The organism is Chryseobacterium gallinarum, assembly GCF_001021975.1.
In the GTDB taxonomy this organism is placed as follows: Bacteria; Bacteroidota; Bacteroidia; order Flavobacteriales; family Weeksellaceae; genus Chryseobacterium; species Chryseobacterium gallinarum.
This window is the reverse complement of record NZ_CP009928.1, coordinates 1,988,937-2,003,750: the sequence shown is the minus strand read 5'-3', so window position 1 is coordinate 2,003,750 and position 14,814 is coordinate 1,988,937. Positions and strand designations below refer to the sequence as shown.

At 37.9% G+C, this 14,814-nt stretch carries 10 protein-coding genes; 4 read left to right on the top strand and 6 right to left on the bottom strand.

What is annotated here, in order from left to right; all coding sequences use genetic code 11:
• Window positions 1–7 precede the first annotated feature (7 nt).
• The 6 genes from OK18_RS09005 to OK18_RS08980 all read right to left on the bottom strand — a co-directional run bounded on the left by OK18_RS09005 (window position 8) and on the right by OK18_RS08980 (window position 10,697).
• Window positions 8–2,239 (bottom strand): GH92 family glycosyl hydrolase, encoded by a 2,232-nt coding sequence (locus tag OK18_RS09005; RefSeq protein ID WP_167336358.1) that lies wholly within the window; start codon window positions 2,237–2,239, stop codon window positions 8–10.
• A 118-nt stretch (window positions 2,240–2,357) separates the two neighbouring features.
• Complete coding sequence (locus OK18_RS09000) at window positions 2,358–3,329, bottom strand: glycoside hydrolase family 130 protein (protein WP_050021598.1); 972 nt, start codon at window positions 3,327–3,329, stop codon at window positions 2,358–2,360.
• A gap of 89 nt (window positions 3,330–3,418) precedes the next feature.
• A complete protein-coding gene (locus OK18_RS08995; protein ID WP_053327790.1) occupies window positions 3,419–4,708 on the bottom strand; it encodes an MFS transporter in 1,290 nt (429 codons plus the stop codon).
• 160 nt (window positions 4,709–4,868) lie between these two features.
• On the bottom strand, window positions 4,869–6,515 hold the full coding sequence (locus tag OK18_RS08990; protein WP_053327789.1) for a SusD/RagB family nutrient-binding outer membrane lipoprotein: 1,647 nt from the start codon (window positions 6,513–6,515) through the stop codon (window positions 4,869–4,871).
• Between the two features lie 10 nt (window positions 6,516–6,525).
• Window positions 6,526–9,444, bottom strand: coding sequence for a SusC/RagA family TonB-linked outer membrane protein (locus OK18_RS08985; RefSeq protein WP_156173251.1), 2,919 nt, complete (start codon window positions 9,442–9,444; stop codon window positions 6,526–6,528).
• Between the two features lie 374 nt (window positions 9,445–9,818).
• Window positions 9,819–10,697 carry an AraC family transcriptional regulator gene (locus tag OK18_RS08980; RefSeq protein WP_053327788.1) on the bottom strand — a complete coding sequence of 293 codons (879 nt, stop codon included), beginning with the start codon at window positions 10,695–10,697 and terminating at the stop codon, window positions 9,819–9,821.
• 216 nt (window positions 10,698–10,913) lie between these two features.
• Here OK18_RS08980 and OK18_RS08975 point away from each other — a divergent pair, with 216 nt between their 5' ends.
• The 4 genes from OK18_RS08975 (at window position 10,914) to fabF (ending at window position 14,744) form a co-directional block, all read left to right on the top strand.
• The gene (locus OK18_RS08975) at window positions 10,914–11,333 is read left to right on the top strand and encodes an OsmC family protein (protein WP_053327787.1); all 420 of its coding nucleotides are present in this window, start codon (window positions 10,914–10,916) and stop codon (window positions 11,331–11,333) included.
• A gap of 107 nt (window positions 11,334–11,440) precedes the next feature.
• Window positions 11,441–12,046: a TetR/AcrR family transcriptional regulator gene (locus tag OK18_RS08970; RefSeq protein WP_053327786.1), complete on the top strand. Its 606-nt coding sequence runs from the start codon at window positions 11,441–11,443 to the stop codon at window positions 12,044–12,046.
• 10 nt (window positions 12,047–12,056) lie between these two features.
• A complete protein-coding gene (locus OK18_RS08965; protein ID WP_053327785.1) occupies window positions 12,057–13,325 on the top strand; it encodes an acetyl-CoA C-acetyltransferase in 1,269 nt (422 codons plus the stop codon).
• Window positions 13,326–13,502: 177 nt separating this feature from the next.
• The gene (fabF, locus tag OK18_RS08960) at window positions 13,503–14,744 is read left to right on the top strand and encodes a beta-ketoacyl-ACP synthase II (protein WP_050021595.1); all 1,242 of its coding nucleotides are present in this window, start codon (window positions 13,503–13,505) and stop codon (window positions 14,742–14,744) included.
• Window positions 14,745–14,814: the final 70 nt, after the last annotated feature.

The following is a 14,814-nucleotide window of genomic DNA, read 5'->3' as shown; positions in this document are numbered from 1 at the left end:
TTATTCGTTATTTTACAGGTTTACTACCCATTACAAATCTCAGTTCCCCGCCGTTCATAATATCACTATGATTAATCTCCCAGCTTTTGAATTCTTTTCCGTTCAGATACATTTTCTGCACATAGATATTTTTATCGGAAATTTTATCGGCAATGACCGTAAATGTTTTTCCGTTTTCAAGTTTGAGTGATGCCTTCGGAAACTGAGGAGCTCCGATGGCGTAGACAGGCTTCCCTGGTGTTACAGGATAAAAGCCTAATGAGGAGAAAATATACCAGGCAGACATTTGCCCGCAGTCTTCATTGTTGACGATTCCGTCCGGCTTCGCCGCATACATATTGTCACGGATGTATTTTACCATTTTCTGGGTTTTATAAGGACTTCCTGCATAGTTGTACAAATAAGGTACATGATGCCCGGGCTCATCCCCAAATCCCAGTGAACCGATAAATCCTGAAATGTCGACATGCTGTTCTCCCTGCATATTCAGGACTTCTGTAAAAGTTTTATCCAGCTTTTCTTCAAAGCCTTTTTTTCCTCCGTACAGATTCATCATTTCATCAATCTGGTGCGGCACGAAGAAGTCATAAGCCCAGATATTTCCGGAAACCCAGTGAGGCTGTAATTTTTTCCAATCGTTTAAGGCAAAATCGGGGATAAATTTTCCATCTTTTTGTCTTGGCCAGAAATGGTTGTTCTCTTTATTAAATGTATTCAGGAAATTCATAGAACGCTTTTTATAAACTTCAGCTTCGTCCTTTTTTCCTAATTTTTCAGCAAGCTGCTGAATACACCAATCATCATAGGCATATTCCAGGGTTGCAGAGACAGATGCTCCGTTTTCCGATGGGGTATAGCCCAGTTTGATATAGTCGTTAAGGCCTCCACCTCCATCGCTGCTGCTCATTTTATCGGTTAAAGAGGCGTCCTTCATGGCTGCAAAAGCTTTTTCGGCATCAATTCCCGGTACTCCTTTAGAAATAGCATCCCAGATAACCGATACGCTGTGGTACCCCAGCATACAGAAGTTATCATAACCGCACAACTCCCAGATCGGCATATGATCTTTACGGTCTGTATAACGGCTTATCAGGGAGTTTGCAAACTCTTTGGTATGTTTCTGATCCATAATGGTCAGCAACGGGTGTGTAGCTCTAAAACCGTCCCAATATGAATAAGTACTATAGTTGGTAAACCATTTGGTATTCATATTTTCCTGGGCAGCGACATAGTCTCCGTTAACATCCATATAAAGATTAGGGGCGATGAAAGTATGATAAACTCCGGTATAGAAAATTTTTCTCTGGTCATCCGTACCTCCTGTTACCTGGAATCTTCCGATAAGATCTCGCCATGTTTTCTGGGCAGTCTCTTTGGCCTGGGCAAAGCTGACATTTTTGGCTTCTGTGTCAAAATTCTCCTGGGCGTTCTCTGTACTTACCGGAGATAAGGAAACCTTTACTTCAATGCTTTCATTATCTTCAGTAGCAAATCTTACAAAAGCTTTGGCATCTTTGGCAAGAGCTATTTTTTCATTATTTTTTATTTTGCCTTCCGAGTAAACGCCATACGATGTAAACGGTTTCGAAAACTCCATTACAAAATAGGCAAACCTTTTTCCTCCCCATCCATTACTGTAGCAATATCCTTTAATTTTGTTATTTCCTTCTATACTTACCAGGGTGTGGTAAATATTTCCGAAGATCTTATTGGTAGGATCAATAATGATATTGGATTCCTCACTTTTCGGAAATGTATATTTATGAAAACCTACTCGCGGGGAAGCTGTCAGTTCTGCTTTAATCCCATAGCTATCCAGCATTACAGAATAATATCCCGGTGATGCGGTTTCTTTTTCATGGCTAAATGTTGACCGGTAGCCTGATGAAGGGTTATCTTCTGTTCCCGGAGTCATTTTTACCTGACCTACCGTTGGCATTACCAAAATATCTCCGAGATCTGCCCAACCGGTTCCGCTAAGATGATTATGGCTGAACCCCATAATGGTCTTGCTGCTGTAATGATACCCGGAACACCAATCCCAGTCACCACTTTTTGTATTCTGATCAGGGCTTAGCTGGATCATTCCAAAAGGAGTGGTAGCTCCCGGAAACGTATGCCCATGTCCTCCTGTACCAATGAAAGGATCTACCCAGGATAAAACATCATTCTTATTTTGCTGGGCATTGACTACAGAAACCAGAGTGGTAAAAAAACAGATAAGCAATTCTTTTTTCATGATAAAAGTATCAGGATTTTTTAATTTAAAAGTTGGGTCTAAAATAGGAAAACCATTACAAAGATCCCAACAATAAAGGGAATTAAGCTGATCATCCTATTAAAAAACTTTATATTCTTCAGATTGAATTCTTTTTCATAAAATCAATAATTTCTGAAATATATCCGAAGGCAATCGCTACTACCGTATCGGCAGCGCCATAATACACGGTAACTTTATCCCCTTCTGTGAGTGCTGCACACGGGAAAACTACATTTGGTACGTCTCCTGTCAGCTCATACAATTCTGCCGGAGCCAGTAAATAGGGTTTGGTCCTGTACAACACTTTTGCAGGATCTTCAAGGTCCAGCAATGCTGCCCCCATTGAATAACGGAATCCCCTGCAGGTATTGATTACCCCATGGTAAAACAACAGCCATCCTTCTTCTGTTTTAATAGGAACCGGCCCTCCACCAATCTTTGTACACTGCCATGCACTGTCTTCAAAAGGTGTAACTTTCATTACACAACGGTGTTCTCCCCAATATTTCATATCCGGGCTGTAGCTGATATAAATATCCCCGAAAGGCGTGTGCCCGTTATCACTCGGACGGCTCAACATGGCATATTTACCATTGATTTTTTCCGGGAAAAGAACTCCGTTCCGGTTGAATGGAAGAAATGCATTTTCACACTGGAAAAATTCTTTAAAATCAAAAGTATATCCGATTCCGATCGTAGGACCGTTGTATCCGTTACACCATGTTATCCAGTAACGGTCTTCTATGAATGTTACTCTCGGGTCATATTTGTAATCAGATTCGATCATTTCGGTATTTCCGGCCTTCATTTCAATGGGATCATGATTAATATCCCAATGGATTCCATCTTTACTGAAACCAGCAAAAATATTCATCTGTACTGCTTTGTTGTCACATCTGAATACTCCTGCAAATCCATCTTCAAAAGGAATTACCGCACTGTTGAATATACTGTTGGACGTTGGTATCGCATATCTGTTAATGATCGGGTTTTCGGAAAACCTCCACATAATATCACTGCAACCTTCCGGGCGATCCTGCCAAGGGATCATTACTGATTGAGCTGTCATAAAGTATTTTTACTTTTTATTTTAATTGTTTGAGTAATGTGTTATTTAAACCTAACAGGTTTTAAAAACCTGTTAGGTTTAGTGTTTGTTTAATTATGTTCTTCTTTATTTTCTGAATAAGGAAAAGGAACAAATAAGGTTACAAGGAATGCAGGAACTGTAGCAATCAGCACCCAGATAAAGAATAGTTTATATCCTACCCAGTCACTGATCATTCCGCTGAACATCCCCGGAATCATCACTCCGAGGTTCATAATTCCTGTAGCAAATGCATAATGGGCGGTTTTGTGTTTCCCCGGAGCAATCTGCTGCATCATATACAGCATTAATCCTACAAAACCGAATCCATACCCGAAATATTCCACCACTACGGCAATCCCTACAGGTAAAAGATCATCAGGCTGATAATGGGCCAACAGTGCGTATACCACAAACGGGATATTGAATGCACAACACAGCCATATCAATGATTTTTTCAGCCCGCGGGCCGAAATAAAATACCCGGCTAATACGGATCCTAAAATAAATGCTGCTGAGCCGTATGTTCCGTAAATAAGTCCGATATCTGATGTAGATAGTCCTAATCCTCCTGAAGATCTTGGTGCTTTAAAAAACAAGGGTGCTATTTTAATTGCAAAACCTTCTGCAAAACGGTATAATATAATGAACAATACACACCATACAATCTTGGGTTTGGTAAAGAAGGAGGTAATTACCTCCCACAATTCCTTACGAACATTTCCTGCTGTTTTCCCTTTTTTTTCTTCTTTATTTTCTTTGGGCAAGATCCATGAATGATACATTGCCAGGGCAAAGAAAACAGCTGCATAAATTCCCATGATGATCATCCAGGCATGCGTCACTCCTTTTGTTTTTTCCAATACCCCTGCAAAATAAACCAACGCTCCGCTGCTGATAATTTTCGCCAGGTTATAAAAAGCCCCCTGCCAGCCAATGTATTTTGCCTGTTCTTTATTTGTAAGGAAACTGATATAGGTGCCATCCGCCACAATATCATGTGTGGCTCCACAAAAGGCAATAATGGCAAACAAAGCAATGCTATATTTGAAAAAACCAGGTAAAGGAAGGCTTAATGCCACCAGGGCAAACAAAATTCCTATGGCAAACTGGGTCGCAACAACAAAGAACTTTTTTGTTTTACAGATCTCCAGAAACGGGCTCCAAAGTGGTTTTAATGTCCATGAAAACATAATAAGGGCCGTCCAGAACGTAATCTGAGAATCTGAAATACCCATATCCTTATACATAATCCCGGAAACCGCATTAATTGTTACAAAAGGTACTCCCATTGCAAAGTATAATGTGGAAATCCAAAGAATAGGATGAATCAGACGAATTCCGGAGTTGTTCTTTCCCATATTAAAAATAAGATTCTAAAGAAACAAGACATCTCAAAAACTCTATTCCGGTTTAAAACGAAACTATAAATTTATTGGAGATATACTCCTCCCGAAATGAGTCAAATAGTTATTTGAATCCTGAGATGTCTATGTATATATTAAAAAATGTTTTGGCTTCTTATTTCTTATCCCACCATAATTTAGTTCCTCCATTATCCGGCCCGTTAAGTGTAGCAGCAGCTTTTTGATACCCGATTGGATTATTGTTACGGTATTTTGTTGGGATCGGTATTCTTCTTATCATTTTATCCGTATCAATACTTCCCTGACTGGAGTTCAAAATATTTTTAAATAATATTGGATAGCCCGTTCTTCTTTGTTCCGCCCAGGCTTCAGATCCATCGGGGTATAGAGCCAACCATTTCTGAGTCATAATCCTTTCAAGTTTTCTTTCCGGATTATCCGTTTCGTTCCATTTTATGGTAATTGTACTTAACATTGGGTTTCCTGCCGGAACATTATTAACAGTATTTTTAGGGTCAATATAAGGCTGTTCCATGGAAGTATCATCCGCAATATATGTCCCATAATCGGCACTTTTCCCCCATTCTTCCATGGATATTCTTACTCCCGTTTCATAGTTGCTTTTCGCGTCACCAGCTCCAGCATACCCAAACAAAGCGGCCTCGGCCTTTAAAAACCAGGTTTCTGCGGCTGTAAATATTTTTCCTTTTCCATTCTGATTTCCCGGGGCGAAATAAGCTCCTCCGGCTGCATCCGCCAATGGAACAGAATAATTAACATAAAAAGTTTTATCTCCTTTCAGGTCAATACCTTGACGGATACCAATATATTGTCCTGCTACTGCAGGATCTGTTGCTTTAAAGGCATAGGCACTGATTCTAGGGTCTTTGAATCCATTCAGATATGCTAAAAGCGGAGCCCCCGATCTGCAATCTCCCCAATCGTAGATCACTCCTCCTATAGGTGAAGGAGTTCCATAATTAATTAACGCATTGTCAATATTACTTTCAATAAGGCCAGCCGGAGAGGCAAGTGCTTCCTCCGCGTACTTTTTGGAATCTGCAGGAGCTGCATATCGCATTCTCATAGCAATTCTTAACTTAAGAGAATTGGCAAATTTTACCCACTTTATCTGGTCTCCACCATAAAATACATCAGCAGATTTCATTACAGCCTTATCCTCAACAGCAACACTAGTATTTTGAAGCGTTGCAATTGCTTTTGTTAAATCAGCAATAAAATAATGATAAGCATCTGCCTGAGAATCAAAATCAGTAGACCCATCACTATTAGGCTTGTTAAATCTGCTATAAATTACCGGACCATGTACATCGGAAACTTTGAGACTGGCAACGACTTTGATAATATCCATAATGGCCAAAGATTTATCAAAGTTATACCCAGGATAAGTTTTCTCCATAACAGCCTTAAAAACATCTTTTTTGTTAAGAATATCTTCCAATTGAGTAATCATAATCCTTTCATTCCAGTTATCCATCATAAAATAAGTTGAATTGAAATTATTTCCGTTGAAAGGATTAGAAGTACTAAAATATCCACTAAACATATCTGCATTCAAATTCTGTTGCAACTGATAAACGCCAAGATTATAATGGACTAGACCTCTTTGCATTAACTTCATAGAGGCCACCAGTTGACCAAAATCAGCATTAAGCTGCTCATCACCCAAACCAGGAGTATATTCACTATTAATTTTATCAAATTCACTAGTACAGCTTACAGTAAACAGGCCTGCAGCCATTAATAAATAAAACGCTTTATATTTAAAATATTTTTTCATAACTACAGATTTAAAAATTTAATTTCACTGAAAATCCTAATGATCTCGTTATTGGAATTCCAAAAATATCTACTCCAACGCCTCCCGGGTTTACTCCTGAAACTTGTTCAGGATCAAAAGGAGCTTTCTTATATAAGAAGAAAAGATTTGTTCCGATGAAACTTACTGTAGCGTCTGTAAGATATTTTGAATTCAGTTTAAAGGTATAAGATACAGATGCCTGTCTCAATCGTACTGCCGTAGCTTTATACATATAGGCTTCAGTTAACGGATCTCTGCCTCCTACACTTGAATAATATGCTTGAGCATCTGTTTTTCCGTTATATGGCGTTCCATCCTCTTTAACTGCATTTTCTATAACAACACCGCCGGCATCACGCGCATCTGCAGATGCTTTACTTACTCCTAACTGATCATTCATCGCCTGGGTAATGCTCAGGACCTGACCCCCGAACTTACCATCTATGAGGAAGCTCACATTAAGATTCCCAATATTGAATGTATTATTAAGACCAAGCATAAACTTAGGATTTGGATTTCCTAAATATTCTCTATTGGTGGTTCTTCTAGGAACCCCGTTCTCATCTACAATAATACGTCCCTGATCATCTCTTAAAAAAGCAAATCCATAAATATCTCCAAAAGATCCTCCTACTTTAAGTCTATTATAACCACTTCCTACTAATTCAAGGCTAATATTAGAATCCTGGAAGTACTTTACAGGAAGCAATTCTATAATCTTATTTTTATTGGAAGAGGCATTAAAAGTAGTAGTCCAGCCAAATTTCTGACCTTTAAAAATATCATAAGAAATAGCAGACTCAAATCCTGTATTTTGAATATTTCCTGCGTTGATTGTTACCTTTCCATTGTTATATGGATCTCCAAACCCTACTGCGCTCACATCTTTCAGCATCTGGTTCGTCGTATTTGATCTGTAATAGGTAAAATCGAAGCTTAACCTATTGTTTAAAAATCTTAATTCTGTTCCGGCTTCAAAAGTTTTGTTAAGTTCAGGTTTTAACCAAAGATCTTTAAATTCTTCCCCTGTAATTGGTGAACCACTGAAGCCTACAGGTGTTCCTGCATCAAAACCACTGATATGATTGATCAGAACAGGATCCAGGGCATTACCTACCCTAGCATAAGAAGCTCTTACCTTCCAGAAACTAATAGGTTTAGGAAGAGTGAAAATATCCGATAGAATGGCATTAGCGCCCACAGATTGATAATCAAAAGAAACATTGGTTTTACCATACAGATCAGCTAAAGTGGATGACCAGTCATTCCTGTATGTTAAATCGAGATACACCAATTTCTTATAACCAATCGTTGTACTGGCAAATACAGATTGGTCTTGTCTGTTTCCATTATATATCGTGTATGAAGCTACACTTTCATCACGCTCTTTTGGCCAATATAAATTATTAGCAGTAAACAGATTAGGTACCTTCAATAAACTGTTATCGATTTTAGAAGTTAAAGAACGTAAATCTGAAATGCTCGCACCTACCGTAAAATCAAAACTTATATCATCTGTGATATGTGGTGATCCAAGTAATATTACATCACCATATTTTGTTGTACGTTCAATCGTATTTTTAATAAGCCTACCATTTTTTTTACCATCATAGGTTCCCGGCAAAACAGTAGAAAGAGAATATGCAGAAATTTGCCTTTCTGTATCAGAAAAATAATAACTATAATTTCCTCTGGCCTGAATATTTAACCAGCTATTAATTGCATAATTTAATGAAGCTGATCCGTAAAAATTTTTATTAGTTGTGGTCACCGGGTTTCTATTCAGCACCCACATCGGATTTTGGTCCTCGGTAGAAAACACCCCATTAGAATCTATGTTCCACCAGTTTTGAGCAGGCAGGTTTCTTGATTTGTCCAAATATGAATAATTATTTGCATAATAATCAAAATCTACCCCTCTTGGTAACCAATATAAGCTTGTAAGTGGAGAAAACCATCTTCCGGGAGATATCCTGTTTTTAGAATCCTGTAAAGAAGCCATTACATTAGCCTCTAAAGTAAGCTTATCATCTAAAAATTTACTTGAATTTTTAAAATTGATATTATATTGTTTAAAATTAGAAGTTGGGATGATTCCTTCATTGGTTGTATTACCTATAGAGAAAAAGTTTTGTGATTTTTCATTTCCGGCACTGAAGGTAAGACTATTGGTTAAAGTAGTTCCGGTTTTAAGAAAATCTTTTACATAATCTTTGGAAGTTCCTTTTACTCCCCAGCTGCTTTCAGAACCAGGAGTACGAGTAGCAGGGTCATGTGGAGTAGTTTGAAGATAACTGTATTGAAGTTTCGGCAAATCATATGCCTTGTCAAAAGTGAGACTGGATGTAAAAGATAATCTACTTTTTCCTTTTGAGCCTTTTTTCGTCGTAATTAATACTACACCATTACCTCCCTGGGCCCCATACAATGCTGATGCCGAAGCCCCTTTCAGGAAATTAATACTTTGGATATCCTCCGGATTAATCATACTGAAAATATCCCCGGTGTCCGGCATTTGAGAAAATACCATCGCATCCGGACCTCCGGTATTATTAATAATTGGTATACCATCTATTACAAAAAGGGGCTGGCTGTTTCTTGTAGACTTATCTCCACGCATTACTATCCTTACAGACCCTCCTACACCACCATTGGTTTTATTAATTTGTACATTGGAAACTTTCCCGTTGATTGAATTTAAAAGATTGGGCGTTTTCACTTCTGTCAGCTCATCTCCACCGATTTGCTGGCTGGAGTATGTTAAAGATCTGGCTTGCCTTTTAATCCCCAAAGAAGTAACAACAACCTCCTGAATATCGGTTGTCTTAGTGGTGTCGGTTGTTTTTTTCTCCTGAGCGTTGGCTGCAAGGGAAAAAACTAATAGAACCGGTATAACTGCTTTTCTCATAAGGTTTAGATTAGTTAGAGTTAGTTGAAAATCAATTACATCGCTTTAAATAATTCCTTAGTGTTTAATACAAAAAATTTTTCTTTTTAAGCAACAATTTGCTCTTTATGCATTAAATAATTTAAAGTTTTGTTAAGATTTAATTCATATTAGCAAATCTAAATTTTGTTGACAGTCCGATATAATACTATTTTATCATAAAACGATATTATTTTTTCAGGGAATTCAAACAATCTTAGCTAACACCCTAACCACAAGACACTTATAAACAAACTCAAACCACATAAAAAGAGGATTTATTCTACTTTTTATTAACAATAAAATCCGGAGCACAGGTCCGGATTTTGAGAGTATATAATTTTATAGCATGGGCATTATTCAATTTTTTTAACACCTTTAAACTGTTCCTTAAATTCCGAAGGGGTCGTTTTTTTGATGGATTTAAAAACTTTATTAAAATTGGCAATATTATTAAAGCCTGCCTCAAAAGCAATTTCAAAAACAGTGAGATTTTTCTCCATCAGCCAACGGGCTGCATAGCTGATTCTTATCTCATTAAGATAATTCACAAATGTTTTACCTGTCCTTTTTTTAATGAATCTGTTGAACGTCACATTACTCATATTCACAAGAGAAGCCACTTTGCTCAATGTTATTTTATTTTCAAAATTTTTATGAACGAAGTCGTGTACAATCTTCATTTTATCATTATCGGCAAAAGTTTCCAATTCTATACTATATGATGATAGAAACTTTTTATCTTCTGCAACGGCCAATTCGTTGAGGATCTTCATAATCTCTATAAACGATTCAAAACTATTCATTTTTGAGAGATTCAAAAACGAGTCTTTTAGTTTTTCTGCAGTCTCAGTAGAAAACAGGATTCCCCTGATGGAATCTTTCATCAGATTATTAATAGGTTTCAGGATATTCTTCTCCATTAATGCCTGATGAAAGAAATCCTGATTGAATTGTATGGTAATCTCGTGGGTTTTTCTGTTTTTACACCGGTAGTTTGCCCAACAATGCGGCAAATTGGGGCCTACCAATACCAGTTCAATATTTCCTATCTCACCTGTATGGTCACCTATCATTCTGCGGTATCCTTTTCCCTTATATATAAAATTAATTTCAATTTCAGGATGATAATGATAAGGGAAATCAAACGACGCCTTGATCCTGTCAAACACAAGAAAACTATCTTCCGGAGAAAGTGGAGTTATTTCCCTCAAAATATTTTCTAATTCACTCATTCACCTGTTTTGAAAAAATTATATAATATAAACCGCAGTACAAATCTTTGTAAAATTGATAAAATAATATCAATGTAAAAAACATATTTTGTTTTTTTTCATTCATCATATACTTCCAATAGATGAAGAAAGTACAGCCTGAATCATTGAGTCCTTTTGCAATCACACTTTTTCGTATCTTTAAAAATCATTATTAAATTAAAACCACAAAATATTATGAGACGTAACGCAACAGCCGTTTGGAACGGCACCATCAAAGAAGGAAAAGGGCATTTAACTACCCAAAGCACCACTTTAAATCAAACTCAGTATTCTTTTAACAGCCGTTTTGCGGATGGCGTGGGAACAAATCCGGAAGAATTATTAGCGGCTGCCCATGCAGGATGCTTCACTATGAAATTAGATGCGGAACTGTCACAGGCAGGTTATCAGCCTGAAGAGCTAAAAACAACTTCTGTCATCACCCTGGACCCCAATATCGGAAAAATCACTAAATCAGAATTGACTTTAACGGCTAAGGTTCCGGGAATTTCAGAAGAAGAATTTCAAAAATATGCTAAAATTGCAGAAGAAGGATGTCCTGTAAGTGCTGCCTTTAATTTTGAGATTACACTGAATGCCACCTTAGAACAGTAATCACTTACTCTATTAAATCTGGGTTCAGATCTGCTCAGATTTAATTTTCAATTAAAATATACCATTTGGTATATTTTTGTATATTTGTATTAGAATTAATTGTTTACATGTCTAAAGCAGAGAAAACAAAACAACTCATTATTGAGAAAACAGCGGCTCTTTTTAATACAAAAGGCTACATCGCCACATCTCTTTCAGATATCACCCAGGCTACCGGACTTACAAAAGGAAGTATTTATGGAAATTTTGAAAATAAAGATGAAGTCGCTATTGAAGTTTATAAATATAATGCAGGCTTACTAAGCCAAACCATCAACCGTTCATTTGGGGATGAATATCCTACTGCTGTAAAGAAACTTAAGGCTTTTGTGGATTTTTACAGGAAAAACTGGCCGATTGTGTTTTCAAACGGAGGCTGTCCTCTGATGAATGCAGCAACTGAAGCAGATGATTCTTTTCCGGCTCTTAAAAAACACGTTAAAAACTCTTTTACGATATGGATGACGAAAGTATCTGAAGTGATATTACAGGGGCAAAAAACCGGAGAAATTAGTAAAAAAGTAAGTGCTGAGCAATATGCCTCACTATTTATTATGCTTATCGAAGGAGGAATACTGCTTTCGAAAACGCTGGGAGATCAAAGCTATCTGGATCGTGCTTTGGATAAAATTTCCCATATGATTGACCATGAATTAACAATCCTTCCATCATAAATTTACCCTTATGGAAACAAAAAAAGTGGCTATTGTAGGATACAACAGAATCCCATTTGCCAGAATGAATACTGCCTACACGGAACAAGGAAACCAGGAGCTATTATTAGTTGCTTTGAATGGTCTTATAGACCGTTATCACTTAAAAGGCAAACGGCTCGGGGAAGTTGCCGGTGGCGCAGTGATCAAACATATCTCTGAAAGTAACCTCATCAGGGAAACTGTTATGAATACTTCGCTTGATCCTGCTACTCCCGCCTGTGATCTTCAACAGGCTTGTGATACAGGTATTGAAGCAGCCATTTATATCGGGAATAAAATTGCTTTGGGCCAGATTGAAAGCGGTATCGCATGCGGTGTAGAAGCCATGAGCAACATTCCTTTTGAATCTTCATCAAGAGTAAGGAAAGCTTTATTAAAAGCCAATAAAGAAAAGTCTGCATTCGGAAAGATCAAACATCTGCTGAGCCCCCGGTTAAAAGACTGGATACCCATTCCCTATAAAGGGCAGGAGCCTAAAACCGGGCTGGTGATGGGAGAGCATACTGAAATTACAGCAAAATATTATCAGATTTCAAGACAGGAACAGGATGAATTAGCACTCAGAAGCCACCAAAATATGGCAAAAGCTTATGATGAAGGCTTTTTTGATGATATGATTACACCGGCTTTTGGCCTGGATAAAGATAACAACCTGCGCAGGGATACAAGTTTAGAAAAACTATCACAATTAAAACCGGCTTTTGATAAGCAAAACGGAACACTTACAGCCGGAAATTCCACTCCTTTTACAGATGGTGCTTCAGCTGTATTATTAACCAGTGAAGAATGGGCAAAAGCCAATAACCTTCCTGTTTTAGCTTATATTACTTTTTCAGAATTAGCCGGAATAGAATATGTTACAAACCAACAAAACCTGCTTTTAGCACCTGTTTTTGCTGCTGAAAGAATGCTTAAAAAAGCTGAAATGAATTTAGAAGATTTCGACTTTTATGAGATTCATGAAGCTTTTGCTGCACAGGTTTTAGCAACCTTAAAAATCTGGGAAGATGATACCCTCGCTAAGCAATTCGGATTGGAAAAATCGCTTGGAAAGATCGACAGAAATAAGCTGAATGTAAAAGGAGGCAGTCTTGCTGCAGCTCATCCTTTTGCGGCAACAGGTGGAAGAATCATCGCTACTTTGGCAAAACTTCTTCACGAAAAAGGGAACGGAAAGGGCTTTATTTCCATTTGCGCAGCCCGTGGACAGGGAGTAACCATGATTTTGGAAAAGTAATATTATAAGGTAACAAACTTGTTTTTCTAAAGGTAATTTTTATTATGCAATAAATAATATGGACAATTATTAGTCTATAGCGGAAGAAAAATGATAATATTGCAACCGAAATTATGCAGGTATGGGTAAATCGGTTTTACTCATAAAAATCAATCTATTAAAATTAATAACTAAAATATGAAAAGAGTTGTCATTACAGGATTAGGCGCTGTGACGCCTTTGGGAAATAATGTTGAAGATTTTTGGCAAAACAGTATTAAAGGTGTGAGCGGAGCAGGGTTAATTACTCATTTTGATTCTGAAAAATTTAAAGTACACTTTGCCTGTGAGGTAAAAAACTTTGACCCTAAAATTCACCTTACCCACAACGAAATTAAAAGAAGTGACCTATTCACTCAATATGCAATGTATGCTTCCTCAGAGGCCATTCAGGATTCCGGGCTGGAGCTGGAGAAAATGGATCCGTTTGATACCGGAGTTATCTGGGGTACAGGACAAGGGGGTATGTGGACCTTTGAAAAGGAAGTAATGGATTTTGCACAAGGGGACGGCACGCCACGCTTCAACCCGTTTTTCGTGCCCAAGTTCATTGCGAATATGGCCTCAGGAATGATTTCCATGAAATATGGACTTCAGGGAATCAATTATACAACGATTTCTGCCTGTGCCACAGGAAATACAGCATTGATGGATGCCTTTAATTATATCCGTCTTGGAAAAGCAAAGGTCATTATCAGTGGAGGCTCTGAAGCTGCGATCACACCGGCTTCCATAGGAGGTTTCTCCATTATGAAAGCCATGTCTACAAGAAATGATGATTTCACAACTGCCAGCCGCCCTTATGATGCGGAGAGGGATGGATTTGTCATGGGTGAAGGCGCAGGAGCCTTGGTTCTTGAAGAATATGAGCATGCTGTAGCCAGAGGAGCGAAAATCTATGCGGAATTAGCAGGAGCAGCCATGACGGCAGACGCCTATCACATGACAGCACCTCACCCGGAAGGAGCAGGAGCTATAAAAGCTATGCAATTAGCCGTAAAAGAAGCCGGTGCCAATATGGAAGACATCGATTATATTAACCCGCATGCTACATCAACACCTCTTGGAGATTTGATTGAATTGAAAGCGATCAATAATGCATTCAAAGGAAGTAAAAGCCTTGATATCAGTGCAACGAAGTCTATGACCGGACACTTATTGGGTGCTGCCGGAGCAGTAGAAGCGATTCTTTCAATCAAAGCTATTCAGAACGGAATTATTCCTCCAACGATCAACCTGCACAGCATTGATGAGAATATTCCTCAGGATATCAATATCGTTTTCGGAGAAGCGAAAGAAAAAGAGATCAAATTTGCTTTGAGTAATGCTTTTGGATTTGGTGGACACAATGCAACTGTTGTTTTCAAAAAATTCAGCTAATTCTGAAATAAAAATATTTGTAATCCCTATGTTTCTGCATAGGGATTTTTTATTTGCTCTCGTAGATAGC